The sequence below is a fragment of the Ruegeria sp. CL6 genome, from assembly GCF_056536465.1.
Genome location: NZ_JBQFPR010000001.1, coordinates 90,948 through 108,165, shown reverse-complemented (window position 1 = coordinate 108,165; position 17,218 = coordinate 90,948). Strand labels below are relative to the sequence as shown.

The window sequence follows — 17,218 nt, the reverse complement described above, 5'->3', positions numbered from 1 at the left end:
GCAACATCCAATTGGTCGTTCTATGCACCGACAGCGATGCGCCTTTCATCAACACTGTTGCTTTGCGGGTCACGTAGAACGTACCCCCTGCCCCAAACTGTCTCGATATAGTTTTCGCCGCCAGTCGCATTGCTAAGTTTCTTCCGCAACTTGCAGATGAAAACGTCGATTATTTTCAGTTCCGGCTCATCCATGCCACCGTAAAGGTGGTTCAGGAACATTTCCTTGGTCAGAGTCGTGCCCTTTCGCAAGCTAAGCAACTCCAGCATTTGATATTCCTTGCCGGTCAGGTGCACCGCCTTGCCTTCGACCTCTACTGTCTTGGCATCCAGGTTCACAGCGACGCGTCCGGTGTGGATGATAGACTGAGAATGTCCCTTTGATCGACGAATGATCGCGTGGATACGGGCCACCAGTTCCTCTCGGTGGAAAGGTTTGGTCATATAGTCATCAGCACCGAACCCGAAACCCTTGATTTTGCTTTCTGTATCGTCAGCGCCGGACAGGATCAGGATTGGCGTTTCTACACGGGCAATGCGCAACTGCCGTAGAACTTCATGGCCGTTCATGTCCGGCAGGTTCAAGTCCAGAAGGATCAGGTCATAGTCATATAATTTCGCAAGATCGATACCTTCTTCGCCGAGGTCTGTCGCATAGACATTGAGATTGGCGTGGGTCAACATCAACTCGATGCTTTTCGACGTGGTTGGATCATCCTCAACAAGAAGTATACGCATTTACTGCTCCAATTCGGTTCAATTTTGCAATTAAATCGAGCCTGCTTAAAAATGGTTAATCTGACGTTATCGTTGAATCATTTATTCCGCTTCATCTTTAGGTTGTCTATATTTTTTTAGTGCCGTCGCCTTCAGCGCGTCCATTCCATGTTCTGCAACCGCTGAAACCCATGAATTGAACTCTTCATCGCTTAGGCCATACCGGGATTTTGCATCAGACAGGGAAATCAGCCCGTACAATACCCCCCGCACCACAATGGCCTTTCGCGAGGCGACCCATCTTTTTGTATTCTCCGGGGGCAGGTCGGCCCGCGATAAAATCGTTCCATCAGGCAGGGTTACTGACCTTGGCCCCTCAACTTTGTGCAAATACATCTTTCATACCTTTTCCTGCTGCGACAAAGCTGACACCAGCCTACTTAATGAGCGGTGAAACCACCCCTTGAGAGTGTCTAGAATTTTCCTATATTCTGCCGGTCTTTCTTAACCCGTACTGGAATCGTCATGGCCCTCGATACCGAGACCCCGCTGAACTCGCTTGGCTTTGCTAAACCCCCGTCCGAAACACGGGTCGTCGTGGCGATGTCCGGGGGCGTAGACAGTTCCGTCGTGGCCGCGCATTTGGCGGATCAGGGGTATGACGTGGTTGGTGTAACCTTGCAGCTTTACGACCACGGTGCTGCGCTGGCCAAGAAAGGTGCTTGTTGCGCCGGGATCGACATCCACGACGCGCGCCGTGTAGCTGAAGAGCGCGGGTTCCCGCACTATGTCCTGGACTACGAAAATATCTTCAAGGATGCCGTAATCGACGAATTCGCCGACAGCTATCTTGCCGGTGCGACGCCGGTTCCGTGCATCCGTTGCAACGAGCGCGTGAAATTCAAGGATTTGCTTGAAACGGCCAAGGATCTTGAAGCCGATTGCATGGCGACCGGCCACTATATCCAGCGCAAGATGGGTCGAAATGGGCCAGAACTGCACAGCGCTGAGGACGCGAACCGCGATCAGTCCTACTTCTTGTTCTCGACCACGCCCGAGCAGCTTGAGTTTCTGCGCTTTCCTCTGGGGCACCTGCCTTCAAAGGATGCGACGCGGGAAATGGCCGCGCAATATGGGCTTGCCGTGGCGGACAAACCCGACAGCCAAGACATCTGTTTCGTGCCAAATGGCAACTACGCCAGTGTGATTGAAAAATTGCGTCCCGGCGCGGCCGAGCCCGGAGAAATTGTGCATGCAGACGGGCGCGTTCTGGCGCAGCATGAAGGTGTGATTCATTACACGATTGGTCAGCGCCGCGGCCTGGGCATCGGGGGTCTTAGCGAACCGCTGTATGTTGTAAAGCTGGACGTGGACAAAAAGCAGGTTGTGGTCGGCCCAAAAGAGATGCTGGCCACCCGCACGATACCCGTGCGCGAGATCAACTGGCTGGGCGATGAGCCATTCACGTCCCGAGACGAATGGCATGTCTCGGTCAAGGTCCGCTCGACCCGCCCCCCGCGTGAGGCGATCGTCCGACCCCTGACTGAAACCACTGCCGAAGTTGAGTTGCTGACACCAGAAGAAGGCGTTTCACCGGGCCAAGCCTGTGTGTTTTACGCAAGCGAAGGCAGCCGCATTTTTGGCGGTGGCTGGATCTGGCGCGGCTATTGATGCGCGGAGTTCAAACCATGTCCGTCGGGCTGTTGACCAGAATGTAGAGACCTACGGTCACCATTATATAGGGCGCGATCCGGTCCAGACGTGCGATACGGGGTCCAAGGCTTTGAGCACGTGGAGCGCCCCAACTTGCCAGTGTCGTCAGACCCGCAAGAGCGCACACGGCTCCGACCAGCGCTGCAACCCGAAATGCGGGCGTCGAATCCGCCAATAGCGGCGTCATGGCGGCGAGGGTATCAATGGACAGGCTCAGGAACAAAACAACCACCGACGTGACTGCCCCTCGGTCTGGTATTTTCCGTTCCTCCGAGCCGGAAAGCTGATGCCAGATACCGCGAAGCCCCAATGTTAGGGGGACAATGCCAAGATAGCCGACCCAATTCAAAAAGCCGGTCTGGTCAAGGCCGCTGGCGATCACAAGCGAGAGTGACAGGATCAACGCCTGAGCAACGGCAAACCCTATTACGGCGCGCCTTGCCTGCATCACCATCACCAGACCAAACAGGACGACAAGATTGTCGAGATTTGTCGAGATCGTCACAATCCCGGCAGAAATGGCGAAAATGATGTGCTCGGTCATGATGCTGTGGGAAGTCTGTCCAACACGGCTTTCGCCGCCCGAAGCCCCGGAGCCTCTCCTCCTCGGCCCAGTCGATTCATCGTCAGATCCATGGCCGCTTGCTGCGCCTCTGGATTACGAACAACCCCTGCCAAAGCCTCAGCTATTTGATCCGGTGTACAATCATCCAACAAACGCTCGGGTACTGCGCGTGTGTCAGAAACAAGGTTTACCAGCGTAACGGTTTCCAGCTTGACCATCCGCTCGGCTATTTTCTGGGTCAACCAGCTTAGCTTGTAGGCAATTACCATCGGAGTATTTTGCGCGGCGAGTTCCAGCGAAACCGTTCCCGAAGCCGCAAGAGCCACTTCAGCGGCCGAAAACGCAGCCCGTTTCTGTGCGACCGCCTGTGCCGCAGGCAAGTTCCGCGGGTCTACAACCACGGGGTCGCCCGGCCAGTCTTTGACGTGTTCGCGGACCGTATCGACCATATGCGCAACTGTGGGCACGACCACGCGCATGTCTGGTCGGCCCTGCAGAAAAAGCGACAGTGCTTGCCCGAAAACAGGTGCCAGCCTCTCAACTTCGCCCCGGCGCGAACCAGGTAAAGCCAGCAAAACCGGAGCGTCCCCCAAGCCATGAGGTGCACGGAAATCTTCGACCTCTTGCAAAGTCGCCTGCGGTTCACTGGCAACCGGATGGCCGACGAAGTCGCATTCCATTCCTGCGCGCTCCATGTATGGCGGCTCGAACGGTAGCAGTGCCAGTACGTGGTCAATGACCTTGGCCATCTTGTCCGCACGTCCGGGCCGCCATGCCCAGACACTGGGTGCCACATAGTGAACGGTTCGGGTATCGCTTTGCGCCTTTACCAGCTTGGCGACGCGCAAGGAAAAATCGGGACTGTCGATGGTAATCAGAACGTCGGGCTTTGTGTCCAAAACGGCTTGCGCTGTTTCCGAGATACGACGTTTCAGGTGGAAAAACTTGGGGAGGACTTCCACCAGCCCCATCACCGAAAGCTCGGACATGGGTAAGCGGCTTTGCAAACCTTGCGCCTGCATCAAAGGCCCGCCAACGCCGTCAAATACCACGTCGGGGATCAGAGTTCGCAAGCCTTCCATCAGGGCACCGCCCAATCGGTCTCCCGATGGTTCGCCGGCGACCAGAAATACGCGCATCAGTTCGTCCGCTCGCGCACGTACAAGAACAGGCCAAGGCGGTCGCAATCGGAAATGACCCGTTCTTTTTGCAGAACAAGCACCCCGCCCTTTTCGATCACAATACCGGCTAGACCCGCGGCGACTGCGCTGGCGACAGTATCTGGACCGATCGCAGGTAGGTCAGCACGGCGATCCTGATCCGGTTTCGGCGCCTTGATGAGCACGCCGCCACCAGCGTCCGGTCGCTGAGTCAGCGATTGCAGCATCCACGCGGTTCCGAATACTCCTTCTACGGCCAACGCCTGCCCTTTTAACACGACACAGGCTTGACCAATGTCGGCAGCGCCCATCGCCCTCAGAATTCCGGCCCCTCTGTTCGCGTCGGACAAATCGGAGTCGGATGGCTCGGCTTTGGTCAAACAGCCCAAATTTGGCAAGAGATTTGGTGCTATTTCATGCGCGGCGCGCACAGCAAAGCCAGCGTTTTCAAAAATACCTATGACCGCCCGCAGCGCACCGTCATCCCCGGCCATGATCGCCTGTTGCAGAATAGGGACCAATGGCATGGTTGCAGCGTCAATGCGGGACGGGTCGACAGCAGGCCGCTGCACCGCACCAGCCATGCACACTTCTGTGACGCCCCGCGCCTTCAAATCGTTGATAAATGTCCCAAGCTGTTCAAGCGGGAACACGATATCCGCGACCAATGGCGTCGGGTCAAATCCTTCCATCGCGCAGATTATCGGGCGGTCCGACAGTTGTTCGACTACTTCACCCGGTAAAGAGCCTGTACCCGCAATCAGCGCCAACATGGTGTTACTTCCCCGGAGTCAGGAACGAGCGATCGGAATGGCCAGTGACGAATTCGACGATTTGCCTTACGTACTCGCTCTCGTGATCGTCACCCAAACGGTGGGCGCGCTCCATAAAGGTGCCCTCGCCTGCTGAAAGCTCACGGAACGCTGCACGCAGCGCCGAGATATCAGCCCTGGAAACACCACGCCGCTTGAGCCCAACAAGGTTCAAACCGTCAAGCTCACCGCGGGGCGCTTGAACGAGGCCATAGGGGATCACGTCGTTTGCAACCATAGTCAACGCGCCGATGATTGCACCGCGACCGACACGCACCCATTGGTGCAGGCCAGAAATGCCACCAACGATCACGTCGTCCTCAATGATGCAATGTCCGGCCGCGCCTGCGTGGTTGACCATGATGACTCGGTCGCCGATCTGGACGTCATGTGCGACATGTACGCCTGCCATCAGCAGGCAATCGTCGCCAATTCGGGTCACGCCGCCGCCGCCCTCGGTCCCGGTGTTCACGGTGACATGTTCGCGAATACGGTTGCGTTTGCCGATCTCCAGACGCGTATCTTCCCCCCCGAATTTCAAATCCTGCGGGATTTCACCAATGACCGAAAAATTGAAAACGACAGTATCCTCATCAATCGAGGTATCGCCCGTGACAACAACATGAGACTTGAGTTCGACACGGTCGCTCAATTTCACCTTGGACCCGACATAGCAGAACGGGCCGATGATACAGCCTTCGCCGATCTGCGCGCCGTCTTCGATTATTGCGCTTGGGTGGACGCCGTTCATGTCGTTTTTTCCATGTCCCAGTCAACATAGGCCGAAAATTCGGCTTCGGCGGCGACTTCACCTTCGACCGTTGCGCGACCGCTGAACTTGAAGATCTTGCCACCCTTTTTGCCGCGAACGGTTTCAACATGCATCTCAAGCACGTCGCCGGGCACGACTTTTCGGCGGAATTTGCACTTGTCGATGTTCATGAAGTAGATCAGCAGCTCGCTGTCGATCACGTCCATGCCTACTCCCAGCATTACCCCTGCGGTCTGCGCCATCGCCTCGACAATGGTGACGCCCGGCATGATCGGCGTTCCGGGGAAATGGCCTTGAAAGTGCGGCTCGTTCATCGTGACGTTCTTGATGCCGACGGCGGATTGATAGCCCGAGATGTCAACGACCTTGTCCACCAACAGAAACGGATAGCGATGTGGCAATATCCGCTGGATCAGCTGAATGTCTGCACTCTGGGTTTCCGTGGTCATGATGAAGGTGTCCCGTTCTGGATTTCTCTTTGCCGAGTGGTTAACAACACCGCGACCCAAGGGCAAGCAAACCTATTCGTCGGAACCGTTTTCGATGGTACTTCCATCGCCGATAACGGCGTCTATTCGCGCAATCGCAGCCTCTGTAACATCGGTACGGTCAGAACTTAGAAAAACGCTGGAACGTTCAATAATGACCGTAGCCCCGGATTCGCGAAGCAAGTCGATCAAAACAGGCTGTATCAACTCATAGAATGTCTGTTGAGCATCCTCACTTTTTCGCGCCAGCGCGTCCAACTTGGCACGCTGTCCGTCTCGATGCGACTGAACTTTCATGTCGAACGCTTCGGCCAGTGGTCGAAACTCATCAGGCTGAAGGTCGGCGCGTTGATCAGTCAGGTCTTTTTCTTCCCTGCTAAGCTCGGCGACGATCCGTTCGTTTTCCTCGGCCAGCAGGGTGCCTTCGGCTTCGATCTCGCGCAGGACACGCTGGCCAAATTGAGAATCTGCGAACAGACGCTCGCTTGAGATCGTTAGAACTGCCGTTTGTGGAACACCCAACTGCTGGGCGTGAACCGGAGCGGCAAAAGCCACTGTCAGAAAAACACACAGGGCCCGGAGAGGGCCCTGCAGTTTTGGCATGAAAAAGCTCATCATCTCTTTGTCAGAACTGCGCCTGAATGGTCAGGTCGAAATTCTGCTCCTGGTCGAAATCTTCTTTCTTCAGGGCTTTCGAGAAGTTGAAGCGCAAGGGACCGAACGGTGTTTCCCAAAGTACGGATACCCCGACAACATGACGAATAGAGCCGTCCGCGCCTACGATGTCCGCTCCGGCTGTGTTTACATTGTCAATGTTATAGAGGTTGCCAACATCGTAGAACACACCGCCGCGCAAACCCAGTTCTTCGGGCAGACCCAGCGGGAAGTCCGACTCGAACCGAGCGACCCAGTAGTAGTTGCCGCCGATCGCGTCATCCTGACCATTGGAAAGGTCGCGTGGGCCTAGACCTGCAGGTTCAAATCCCCGGAACGTGTTGGGGCCAAGAACGAAACGGTCGAGTGTCCGGCTGAAATCGTCACCTCTCCAGTGCAGGGCACCCATTTCCAGCGTGGCGCGCAGAACGACTTCTTCGCTGAGCACCCGAGTCTGAGCGATCGCCCTGGCGGTCGACTTATAGAACTCGTTGTCCCCGCCAAGACCTGCGGCATCAAGGCCAACTTCAAACAGAACACCGGCATTTGGGTTCAGACCACCCAGTCGGCTGTCATACACATAAGATACGCCCAACGAGCTGGTTGTCCGTTTACCCTGGTCAATTTCCGAGGAAATGACCGCACCGTTGACTTCATTGTCCTGCTGCGTCATCTCGCTGCGGTCCCAGCCGTAGCGTAGTCTCAGGGCCGACAATTCACCGATCGAGTAGCTGAGTTGCGGGTTGAAGAAAACTCGCTCAGTATCATAGCTGGCAAAGCTTGAGTTCGTGGACGCAAGTCCAAGACCCAGATCAAAACGCAGCCTGCGCCCCAGCAGATAAGGTTCAGAGAAGCTCAGAGTATATTGCTCTGCATCCTGGGCGGTTGAGAGCGTGATGCCAAGGTTCTGACCGCGGCCAAGGAAGTTCGACTCGTTCAGACCAATTGCAATCCCGAAACCATCTGAAACCGAGTAGCTACCGCCAAGGCTCAACGATCCGGTGGGCTGTTCTTCCACGTCCACGTCCACGATCACCTGACTCGGCGATGAACCTTCGCGTGGTTCGACATCCGCAACCGCAAAGAACCCAAGCGCGCGAATACGCTCGGCCGCTTGGCGGATTTCACGAGGGTTGAACGGGTCGCCTTCAACGGTATCGAATTGACGACGGATCACTCGGTCAAGCGTCGTTGTGTTGCCTTCAATGTCGATCCGTTCGACGAAAATCCGCGGTCCCTTGGTCAGGACGAACTGCACATCCAGTGTCAGGTCTCGTGCGTTTCGCGTAACCCGAGGTTCAACCCGCAAGAAGTCCACGCCCTGTTTGATGCCAAGACGTTCCTGACGCGCGATAGAGTTTTCGATCAAGGAAGGAGAGTACGTGACCCCAGGCTTGATTTTCAGCGCGTTTTGATAATCGGCGGCGTTGACGCCGGGTATCTCGCTGACTGTCGAGATTTTTCCGAACGAGAATTTCTGACCTTCTGTGATATTCATCACAAGGAAGAACGCATCACGCTCGCGGGTGAATTCGACGTTTGCGCTGTTGACGCGGAAATCGACATAGCCACGGGACAGGTAGAAATCCCGGATGACCTGTTTGTCGAACTCGATCCGATCAGCGATGAAAGTGTCACTGCGCAGGAACGTCCGTAGGAAGTTGGCCTGCTTTGTCTCAAGCACCCGACGCAGACGGCGGTCCGAGAAGGCGCGGTTTCCGACAAAGCTGACCCGCTCGACCTCGATCGTGGTGCCCTCGGCAATTTCAAACACCAGATCTACACGGTTGTCGCTGCGGCGAATGATGCGAGGGATAACGGTGGCGGATACCCTGCCCTGCGCCGAATAAATCTCGGCGATCAGATCGGCGTCTGCCTCTGCAACCTGTGGGGTGAAAACGCGGCGCGGCTGTGACGAGATCGCTTCGATCAGAACATCATCCTTTACGCGGCGGTTACCCTCGATGCTGATCTGGTTGATCGTCGGATATTCCTGAACTTCGATCCGCAGAGTCGTTCCGCGTGGCGTAAGTTCGACTGTCTCAAAAACACCACTGTCAAGCAAACGCTGAAAGGCGTCGTTCAATTCACCGGCAGTAACTGTCTGGCCCGGCTGGATGCCAGTGCGGGCGATAATCGTAGACGTTTCGATCCTACGGTTTCCGTCAACATCGAAGGAATTGATGGTGTAGCTTTGCGCCTGCGCGACCTGCGGGACAGACACTAAACTCACTAAAAAAATAAGGGAAAAAATGGATAGCGTTCGCCACAAAATATTGTTTGTTAGCTTCTGCCCTCCGCAGGATGTGCCTGCGCCTCGCCTATCAGTCATATTTTTCTCTACCCAATATTTCAGGACTTTAAGTTTGAGTAGCGGGATTAGGAAACCTTGTCAAAAGCCCAAAAAGCAAAGCGACCCAGAAGGTCGCTCACTGTAGTATTTTTATGGAAAGCAAGAATCACAAATTGATCAGATATGCGCAGCCTAACATTGCCAAAGCGGTCGCCATGAAGAACAGGATCGTGTCCCAGTTCAACAGGAAAAGAAAGCTGAAGCTCTTGTACGACTTTTGCAGCGCCCGTGTCATAGCACCCTCTGATGCAATTAAATTACATCAGAGATCATATGCTAAAAATACGGCGCAATTGCGGCCTTTCCGCGCCACCTTCGCCACAATCAGCAGAACAGGTCGTTGGTCACCGAAAACAGCATCAACCCAAGGATTGCGGTAACGCCGACCCCCATCAGAATCCGAAGCACGGCGTCGCTTGGTGGTTTGCCTGCCACGGCTTCGTAGGCGTAGAAAACCAAGTGCCCCCCATCAAGTGCGGGAATGGGAAAGAGGTTGAGCAAACCCACCGCCGTGGACAGAACAGCTATGAAGAATATGAAGTTCTGCGCCCCTTGGCTTGCCATCGCGCCTGATGTTTCGGCAATTCCGATTGGGCCCGACATGTTGCAGGTGCTGATTGCTCCTGTAACCATATGCCAGATTCCTGACAATGATCCCTCGATCACGCGCAACGTCTGCCTTACTCCGCCGGAAAGGGAATCCAAAACGCCCGCTGGTTCGGTCGCAGGGTCAAGCATCATGCCCCCAACGATTCCGATACGCCAGTGTGTGACGTAGCCGCCGTCGGGTTGAGGTTCGTCCGTTCGGCGCGGCGCCAGGGCAAACTCAAGCTCGGCCCCATCACGCCAGACATCCAGCATCAGTACTTTGCCGTCAGAGCTTTCCACGTGTTCCTTCAGTTGCTCGAACGCGAAGATCGGGTCGCCGTCAACGGCGGTTATGACATCACCCTTCTTCAGATCAATATCCATCGCAGCGCTACGAGGGGCAACCTGCTGGATCAGTGGCGGCATCAACCAAGGGGCAGATACATCAAGGGTCTGGCCGTCCCTGAGAACCGTGTAATTCAAAGTCGGTTCAACGGGTAATGAGTCGGTAAATTCTCCCCAAGACCCTTCCTGATCGAAATCGGGCAGTTTGACGCCCGCGATCGCGATGATTTCGTCCCCTTCGCGAAGCTCTTGAATTGTGCCGGGCAATGGCGAAAGAGTACCGACGGTCAGCGGCTCCTTGGTAACGCCCTGAGACAGGAAAATAAGGCCAAACACCACGATAGACATGGCGAAGTTGAAAACCGGTCCGGCAGCGACTGTCGCAGTGCGCGCCCAAAGCGGGGCGCCGTGCATGGTTCTTCTCAGATCTTCCGGGCTTTGCTCGGAGATTTCCGACATGGCGCCCTCGTCCTTGCCGGACGCCGCGTTCGCGTCACCCATAAATCTAACGTAACCGCCAAAGGGTAAGGCCGCGATTTGCCAACGCGTCCCGCGCTTGTCCACGCGGCTCCACAGAACGGGGCCGAAGCCGATCGAGAAAACTTCGGCATGAATCCCTGACCAACGCCCGACAATGTAGTGCCCGTATTCATGCACCGCTACGATCACCGAAAGCGCAATCACAAAAGCGATGATGGTATACAACAAGTTACCGAATTGGGGGATCAGCGAAAGTAAGTCCAAAATTCTATCCTGCGCGTTGGGCTACGGTTTCATCTACCCACTTACGTGCCAAATGGTCCGTATGCAGTACGTTATCAAGTGTTAAAGGGGCATCAATAAGGCCGCTTTCGGCTTCGGATTTGTTCAATACAGCTTCAACGATATCCGCCATAGCCAAGAATCCGATCTTTCTGTCTATGAAGTGGTCCAGTGCGCGCTCTTTGGCGGCGTTGAATACCGCACCTGAGAGCCCTCCTCGCTCCATCACACCGCGCGCCAGGTCCAAAGCTGGATACCGCGCGGTGTCCGGCTCGTGAAACCTTAGCTGACCCAGCTTGGCCAGGTTCAATCGGTCGACCGGCAGATTTCGGCGATCCGGCCAGTGCAATGCGTAGCCAATCGCATGGCGCATGTCCGGTGCGCCCATGTGAGCCATGACAGCCCCGTCATTGAACCCCACAAGCGCATGAACAATGGATTCCGGGTGAACCAGAACTTCGATTTGATCCGGTGAAACGCCAAAGAACTCTTTTGTTTCAATCAGCTCAAGCGCTTTGTTGAACATTGAGGCGCTGTCGATTGTGATCCGTTGGCCCATGTTCCAGTTAGGATGGCTAGACGCTTGCTCGACCGTCGCGCTTGCAAGATCGCTGAGTGACCAATCGCGAAATGCGCCGCCGCTGGCTGTGATGATGACCCGTTCAACGGCACTCATGTCCTCGCCAACCAAAGCCTGAAAAACGGCTGAATGTTCACTGTCAACCGGTAGCAACCGCGCTCCGTTCTTGCGGGCGGTTTCCAGTACCAGATCACCTGCGCAGACCAGTGTTTCTTTGTTGGCCAGCGCTAGCGTTGCACCCTGTTTCAAGGCTTCTAACCCCGGAGGGAGGCCCGCAGCACCAACAATGGCGGACATAACCCAGTCCGTTGGGCGCGTCGCAGCCTCTTTGATCGCCTGAGATCCCGCAGCGACTTCGATACCGGTTCCTGCCAAGGCATCCCGAAGATCATTCAGGCGATCTTCATGGGCAGTGACGGCCAATTCAGCACGCAGACGTCGGGCATCCTTGGCCAATTGTTCAATGTTGGAGCCGCCTGTCAGCGCCACGACATCGTATTTGCCAGGATCGCGGTCAATCAGATCAATCGTGTTCTGTCCGATTGAACCCGTCGCACCAAAAATGGAAATTTTGCGCATTACATTGCACCCGGAGCGTATATCAGTCCGGCAATCAGCACGAACAGAGCTGCCCCCATCATCCCGTCAAACCGATCAAGAAACCCTCCGTGCCCCGGGATCAGGTTCGAGCTGTCCTTGACGCCGAATTTCCGCTTGGTCGCGCTTTCGACAATGTCGCCGGCTTGGCTTGCCATGGACGCAAGTACGGACACTGCGACAAACAAAACTCCAAAACCGGCGTGCAGCGCGAAAATAATGCCGACCAAAGCGGCAGCGGCCCAACCGCCAGCGGTTCCTGACCAAGTTTTCTTTGGGCTAACTTTCGGCCAGAACTTAGGCCCACCAAAGGTTTTTCCGACGAAGTAACCAGCCACATCCGTCGCGACGACGACCGAGATCAGCCACACCATCCAGCCAAAGCCCATATTTTCGCGTATGGAAATAAACCCAAGACCCGCCGCCGCAATCCAGGCGGCAAACAAGGCGTATGTTCCCTTGGCGCGGCTCACTTGACCTGCGCCGACTAAAGCGGGCGCCAACAACAGCGGTAACTTGTAGAGAGGTGGCACGTGATAGCTGAGGACAACGGCAACGCCAGTCAGTATTGCCAATTGCACCGCGACTGCGATCCGATCCGGGTCGATCATCCGGACCAGTTCCCACGTCATCAGGCCGCACGCTATGGCGATAAAACTTTCAAACCAGAGACCGCCGAGCCAAACCTCGACCGAGCCAATAGCAACGAGAACCGCTGCTGACAGAACGCGCGCTGTCAGGTCAGACCATCGGCCTTCACTCATGCCGAAATTGCTCCGAACCGACGCTCTCGTGTTCCAAAGTTCCGGCAAAGCCGCTCAAGTTCGGCAGCCGTGAAATCGGGCCAGAGCGTGTCGATGAACTCGTATTCAGAATATGCGGACTGCCACAACAGAAAGTTGGAAATCCTCGCTTCGCCACTTGTTCGGATGACGAGGTCAGGGTCAGGAAGAACGTGCGTATCCAGATACTTGGGCAGGGTTTCTTCATCCACATCTTCGGGTTTCAAGCGACCCTCTGCGACGTCACACGCTAGTCGTTTTGTGGCGCGCGCGACCTCGTCCCGGCCGCCATAGTTGATGGCGATGGTCAAGTGCACCAGATCGTTGTCCTTGGTGGCATTTTCCAGCGTATCCATCAGATCAATCAACTTGGCGTCCAGACGAACACGATCACCAATAAAGCGAACGCGCACACCGTTGCTGGTGAGATTCCGCGTTTCCTTGATGATATAGCGCCTGAACAGGCTCATCAGCCCGGCGACTTCGGCCTGTGTACGTTTCCAGTTTTCGGTCGAGAACGCAAAGACGGTGAGATATTTGACACCGAGACTCGGGCACGCCTCTACCACATCGCGTACGCGGCGCGCGCCTGCCTGGTGTCCGAACAGGCGTGGCCTGCCCCGCGCTTGCGCCCAGCGGCCGTTACCATCCATGATTATGGCGACGTGGCGAGGGCCATCAACTGGCGCGGTATGAGCGGTGTCGGGCATTATAGCGTCAAACCTGCATGATTTCTGACTGTTTCGTCTCAAGCGCAGCGTCGACGGTCTTGATCATCTCGTCGGTCAGGTCCTGAACTTCACTTTCCCAGAATTTCTGGTCGTCCTCGGACATGCCGTCAGCCTTGGCTTTCTTGATCTGATCCATACCGTCCCGTCGCACATTACGGATCGAGACCCGCGCGTGTTCGGCATATTGCCCCGCGACCTTGCCAAGCTCGCGACGGCGCTCTTCGTTCAGCTCGGGAATCGGCAGCATGATGATCGTGCCGTTTAGTTGAGGGTTGATCCCCAACCCGCTTTCACGAATGGCTTTTTCGACTTTGCCGACCAGCCCTTTGTCCCACACGTTTACCGTGACCATACGCGGTTCGGGAACATTCACCGTGCCAACTTGGTTAATCGGGGTCATCGAGCCGTAGGCGTCCACCATCACCGGCTCGAGCATCGACGCCGACGCGCGCCCGGTGCGCAGCGACGCAAACTCGGTTTTGAGGTTGGACATTGCGCCCTCCATGCGGCGCTTCAGATCGTCTGTGTCCAGTTCGAAATCGTCAGACATGCTGCTCACTCCCCGTCTTCAGGTGCTGTTTGCTAGGCTCATAAGCCATCGCAGTTGGGATGTATAGCAATGATGATGGGGAATTGCGCCAATGACCAGAGTTGTTTCCGGCATTTTGAGGTTCTTTAAAGGGCAAAAGGACCGGTCACCCTTATGGCTGGCCGGTCCCCTGAAAATCTTTGAGGTCAGGCGTTTACGTCAACGACCACACGCCCCTTTACCTGTCCTTTAAGGATTTCAGTGCCCAATTGTGGCAGATCACCCAAGGTCGCGGGCTGAATCATCGCTTCGAGCTTGTCCATCGGCAGGTCTGTTGCCACCCTCTGCCATGCGCGCACGCGGTTGTCATATGGCTGCATGACGCTGTCGATACCCAAAAGGTTCACTCCGCGCAGCAGGAACGGAATGACCGACGCGGGCAGACCTGCGCCTCCGGCCAGACCAACCGCCGCGACGGAAGCGCCATATTTCATCTGCCCCAAGACGCGGGCCAGCATCTCGCCGCCAACCGCGTCGATGCATCCGGCCCATGTTTCGCTTTCCAGCGGGCGCTTAACCGTCTCGTTCAAATCTTCACGGGCCACGATGGTGGTCGCGCCCAGTGATTTGAGGTACTCGCCTGCTTCGGGGCGCCCGGTAACGGCTGCGACTTCATAGCCAAGGTTGGCTAGAATCGCTGTCGCGACGGACCCAACACCGCCCGCAGCGCCGGTCACCAGTACAGGGCCGCTATTCGGTTTCAGACCGTGATCCTCCAGCGCCATCACGGATAGCATCGCAGTGAATCCCGCCGTTCCAACCGCCATTGCCTGACGCGTGTCCAACCCGTCTGGTAATGGCACCAGCCAGTCGGCCAATGCGCTGGCCTTTTGCGCGTACCCGCCCCAATGAGCCTCGCCAACGCGCCAGCCTGTTGAAACGACCTTGTCACCGGGCTTGTACCGATCGTCCGTTGATGCCTCGACCGTGCCGCTATAGTCCACGCCGGGCACATGAGGATAGTTACGGACCAGCCCGCCGCCTTTGGGTGACATGCAAAGACCGTCCTTGTAGTTCACCGTCGAATACTCCACCGCGATTGTAACTTCGCCGTGCGGCAAGTCTTCGACGGAAAGCTGCTTTAGCGAGGCGCTTGCCAGGCCGCTATCCTCGTCCTTTTCCATGACCAAGGCATTGAACATCTAACTTTCCTTTCATTTACAACAGGTCATAGATCGGTCTTGATCCGATCAAATCCAAAATTTTTCCTGCACCACAGCCCTTCGCACGCCTGTAGGTGTTTCGACTTCGACTTCGGTTCCGGCATCCCAATGACTCAACCTCAGCATCCCAATGGAAACGTTGGTTGAGAAATCAGGCGACCATGCTGACGAGGTGACCTGCCCAACACGTTTGCCGCTGGCAAAAACCGGCCAGGGGCGGTCGCAGGCTGGCACGGGTTCCCCATCAATCGCGATTGGACGTATCTGCTGAACCGGACCTTCCTTTGCCACGCGCAGCAAGGCGTCGCGTCCAATACAGCCGATAGCAGTATGTGTGTTGCAGAACTTACCCAATCCACATTCATGAGGAGTATTGTCGTCGGTCATGTCATTTCCGTACGACAGCAAACCACCTTCGATCCTTTCGATCAGGTTCGGGCACCCTGCACGGACATCAAGATCCTTGCCAGCCTCAAAAAGAGCATTCCAAAGCGGCATTCCTATATCAGTGCCTTCGACATAGATCTCAAAGCCGCCCTGCTTTGAGTAGCCCGACCGTGCAACGGCCAGATCGCGCCCCTGAAACTCGAACATGTCGAATTTGAAGAAACGAATATCCTTAACACGGTCACCGAAGACTCTGGACATCAGCTCGTCCGCCTTTGGCCCTTGAACGGCAAGCGGAGATACGTCGGGTTCGTCAACCAGCACGTCCAGCCGGTACCCATTGGCTATTCCTTTAACCCACAGCAACAAGTCACTGTCCGCAATGGAAATCCACCAACGATCATCCGATAGTTTAACGGCCACGGGATCGTTCAACATGCCGCCCGTCTCATCGACAATCGGCACGTAGTAACATTGCCCCGGTAGCATGCCCCGCAGGTCACGCGGTGTCAGCATCTGCATAAGTCGCGTTGCATCCGGCCCGCGCAATTCCACTTGCCGTTCACACGAAACGTCCCACACCTGAACATGAGACTTCAGATGCCGATAGTCGGCCTCGACAGATTCAAAAACGGTGGGCAATAACATACGGTTATAGACCGTAAATGCCTTGGCTCCGGCAGCCTCTACGCCTTCGGAAAATGGGGTGCGGCGCAAACGGCGGGAAAACGATATCTGAGCCATCAGATGTCCTCGCTACTTGGGGCTGTGCCAGTCGATTGGGCAAATTTCGGCAGATTTTCCACCAAAGTCCCAGACACGGCCATAGTCGCGAACCTTGGACTTTGTTCCGCGCGCAACGATGATGTCCGGCCCCATCCAGTACTTGGAGTTGGAAACCATGACTGGATGATCGGCATCTTTGCCAGCCATCATTTCAATTTCGCCCTGAATTTTGCGGCCAATAATGATGCGGCGCTTGTTCCCGTCACGCTCGATCTGGACCGGAGCACGCTCGGCGCCGATGATTTCGCTGACCAGCATGGTGAAAAGACCCGTTGTGCCGCCCGCCTGTCCGCTGAATATCTGCAGCAAACCGTTGTAGGCTTTGCCGCTTGAGCGTTCGTCTACATACGCAGCGACCTTCCACTGGCCTTCACCCATCCGCCCTGGAATATCGACCAACAGCCCGACATTCAGGCCCGAAAGGTCTTCGCCTTCGTAATGACCTTCGTCGATGATGACGCCCATCCAAGCATGGCAGTGCCCTTCCGTCGGAGGGTGCGCCCCCAATGAAACAACGCACGGGCAGAACACATCGCACGAGCAGTTCAGGATCAGCTCACCCTTGATTGCCCAGTCTGTCGGGCTCATTTCGCGGCGTTTCGGATTGGGCATACGGCTGTCGATGCGCTGACTGATCGGCAAGCGGTCCGATTCCGGTTTTCTGTTTTTCGCCAT

General features: G+C 55.9%; 19 protein-coding genes. 1 reads left to right on the top strand and 18 read right to left on the bottom strand.

Annotated elements, in window-relative coordinates:
- Nucleotides 1-20: 20 nt before the first annotated feature.
- Complete coding sequence (gene ctrA / locus ACR0LH_RS00570; protein WP_170485462.1) at nt 21-737, bottom strand: response regulator transcription factor CtrA; 717 nt, start codon at nt 735-737, stop codon at nt 21-23.
- A gap of 81 nt (nt 738-818) precedes the next feature.
- Nucleotides 819-1,112: a CtrA inhibitor SciP gene (gene sciP / locus ACR0LH_RS00565; RefSeq protein WP_170485463.1), complete on the bottom strand. Its 294-nt coding sequence runs from the start codon at nt 1,110-1,112 to the stop codon at nt 819-821.
- A gap of 129 nt (nt 1,113-1,241) precedes the next feature.
- Between sciP and mnmA the strand changes: the two genes are divergently transcribed.
- Nucleotides 1,242-2,387: a tRNA 2-thiouridine(34) synthase MnmA gene (gene mnmA / locus ACR0LH_RS00560; RefSeq protein ID WP_170553523.1), complete on the top strand. Its 1,146-nt coding sequence runs from the start codon at nt 1,242-1,244 to the stop codon at nt 2,385-2,387.
- A gap of 10 nt (nt 2,388-2,397) precedes the next feature.
- Here the strand turns inward: mnmA and ACR0LH_RS00555 are convergent, their stop codons facing one another.
- The 16 genes from ACR0LH_RS00555 to ACR0LH_RS00480 form a co-directional block, all read right to left on the bottom strand.
- Nucleotides 2,398-2,973, bottom strand: a complete 576-nt coding sequence (locus tag ACR0LH_RS00555) for a hypothetical protein (protein WP_480719248.1) — start codon at nt 2,971-2,973, stop codon at nt 2,398-2,400.
- The gene (gene lpxB, locus ACR0LH_RS00550) at nt 2,970-4,133 is read right to left on the bottom strand and encodes a lipid-A-disaccharide synthase (RefSeq protein ID WP_480719247.1); all 1,164 of its coding nucleotides are present in this window, start codon (nt 4,131-4,133) and stop codon (nt 2,970-2,972) included. The genes ACR0LH_RS00555 and lpxB overlap by 4 nt, the downstream gene beginning before the upstream one ends.
- Nucleotides 4,133-4,927 (bottom strand): LpxI family protein, encoded by a 795-nt coding sequence (locus ACR0LH_RS00545; protein WP_480719246.1) that lies wholly within the window; start codon nt 4,925-4,927, stop codon nt 4,133-4,135. The genes lpxB and ACR0LH_RS00545 overlap by 1 nt, the downstream gene beginning before the upstream one ends.
- A 4-nt stretch (nt 4,928-4,931) precedes the next feature.
- Nucleotides 4,932-5,717 (bottom strand): acyl-ACP--UDP-N-acetylglucosamine O-acyltransferase, encoded by a 786-nt coding sequence (gene lpxA, locus ACR0LH_RS00540; protein ID WP_170416572.1) that lies wholly within the window; start codon nt 5,715-5,717, stop codon nt 4,932-4,934.
- Nucleotides 5,714-6,187: a 3-hydroxyacyl-ACP dehydratase FabZ gene (fabZ, locus tag ACR0LH_RS00535; protein WP_170388431.1), complete on the bottom strand. Its 474-nt coding sequence runs from the start codon at nt 6,185-6,187 to the stop codon at nt 5,714-5,716. Before fabZ ends, lpxA begins: the two co-directional genes overlap by 4 nt.
- A gap of 72 nt (nt 6,188-6,259) precedes the next feature.
- A complete protein-coding gene (locus tag ACR0LH_RS00530; protein ID WP_480681986.1) occupies nt 6,260-6,829 on the bottom strand; it encodes an OmpH/Skp family outer membrane protein in 570 nt (189 codons plus the stop codon).
- Between the two features lie 22 nt (nt 6,830-6,851).
- Nucleotides 6,852-9,212, bottom strand: a complete 2,361-nt coding sequence (gene bamA, locus ACR0LH_RS00525; RefSeq protein ID WP_480719245.1) for an outer membrane protein assembly factor BamA — start codon at nt 9,210-9,212, stop codon at nt 6,852-6,854.
- Nucleotides 9,213-9,339: 127 nt separating this feature from the next.
- Complete coding sequence (locus tag ACR0LH_RS00520; RefSeq protein WP_480719244.1) at nt 9,340-9,468, bottom strand: hypothetical protein; 129 nt, start codon at nt 9,466-9,468, stop codon at nt 9,340-9,342.
- An 89-nt stretch (nt 9,469-9,557) separates the two neighbouring features.
- On the bottom strand, nt 9,558-10,910 hold the full coding sequence (gene rseP / locus ACR0LH_RS00515) for an RIP metalloprotease RseP (RefSeq protein ID WP_480719243.1): 1,353 nt from the start codon (nt 10,908-10,910) through the stop codon (nt 9,558-9,560).
- A 4-nt stretch (nt 10,911-10,914) separates the two neighbouring features.
- Nucleotides 10,915-12,087 (bottom strand): 1-deoxy-D-xylulose-5-phosphate reductoisomerase, encoded by a 1,173-nt coding sequence (dxr, locus tag ACR0LH_RS00510; RefSeq protein ID WP_480719242.1) that lies wholly within the window; start codon nt 12,085-12,087, stop codon nt 10,915-10,917.
- Nucleotides 12,087-12,869: a phosphatidate cytidylyltransferase gene (locus tag ACR0LH_RS00505; RefSeq protein WP_170566690.1), complete on the bottom strand. Its 783-nt coding sequence runs from the start codon at nt 12,867-12,869 to the stop codon at nt 12,087-12,089. Before ACR0LH_RS00505 ends, dxr begins: the two co-directional genes overlap by 1 nt.
- Entirely contained in the window at nt 12,866-13,597 is a 732-nt protein-coding gene (locus ACR0LH_RS00500) for an isoprenyl transferase (RefSeq protein ID WP_480719241.1), read from the bottom strand. Before ACR0LH_RS00500 ends, ACR0LH_RS00505 begins: the two co-directional genes overlap by 4 nt.
- Before the next feature lie 7 nt (nt 13,598-13,604).
- Nucleotides 13,605-14,168, bottom strand: coding sequence for a ribosome recycling factor (frr, locus tag ACR0LH_RS00495; RefSeq protein WP_170388444.1), 564 nt, complete (start codon nt 14,166-14,168; stop codon nt 13,605-13,607).
- Between the two features lie 185 nt (nt 14,169-14,353).
- A complete protein-coding gene (gene acuI, locus ACR0LH_RS00490; RefSeq protein ID WP_480719240.1) occupies nt 14,354-15,349 on the bottom strand; it encodes an acryloyl-CoA reductase in 996 nt (331 codons plus the stop codon).
- A 48-nt stretch (nt 15,350-15,397) separates the two neighbouring features.
- Nucleotides 15,398-16,501: a dimethylsulfoniopropionate demethylase gene (locus ACR0LH_RS00485; protein ID WP_480719239.1), complete on the bottom strand. Its 1,104-nt coding sequence runs from the start codon at nt 16,499-16,501 to the stop codon at nt 15,398-15,400.
- Between the two features lie 12 nt (nt 16,502-16,513).
- Nucleotides 16,514-17,218: a DUF1326 domain-containing protein gene (locus tag ACR0LH_RS00480; protein WP_480719238.1), complete on the bottom strand. Its 705-nt coding sequence runs from the start codon at nt 17,216-17,218 to the stop codon at nt 16,514-16,516.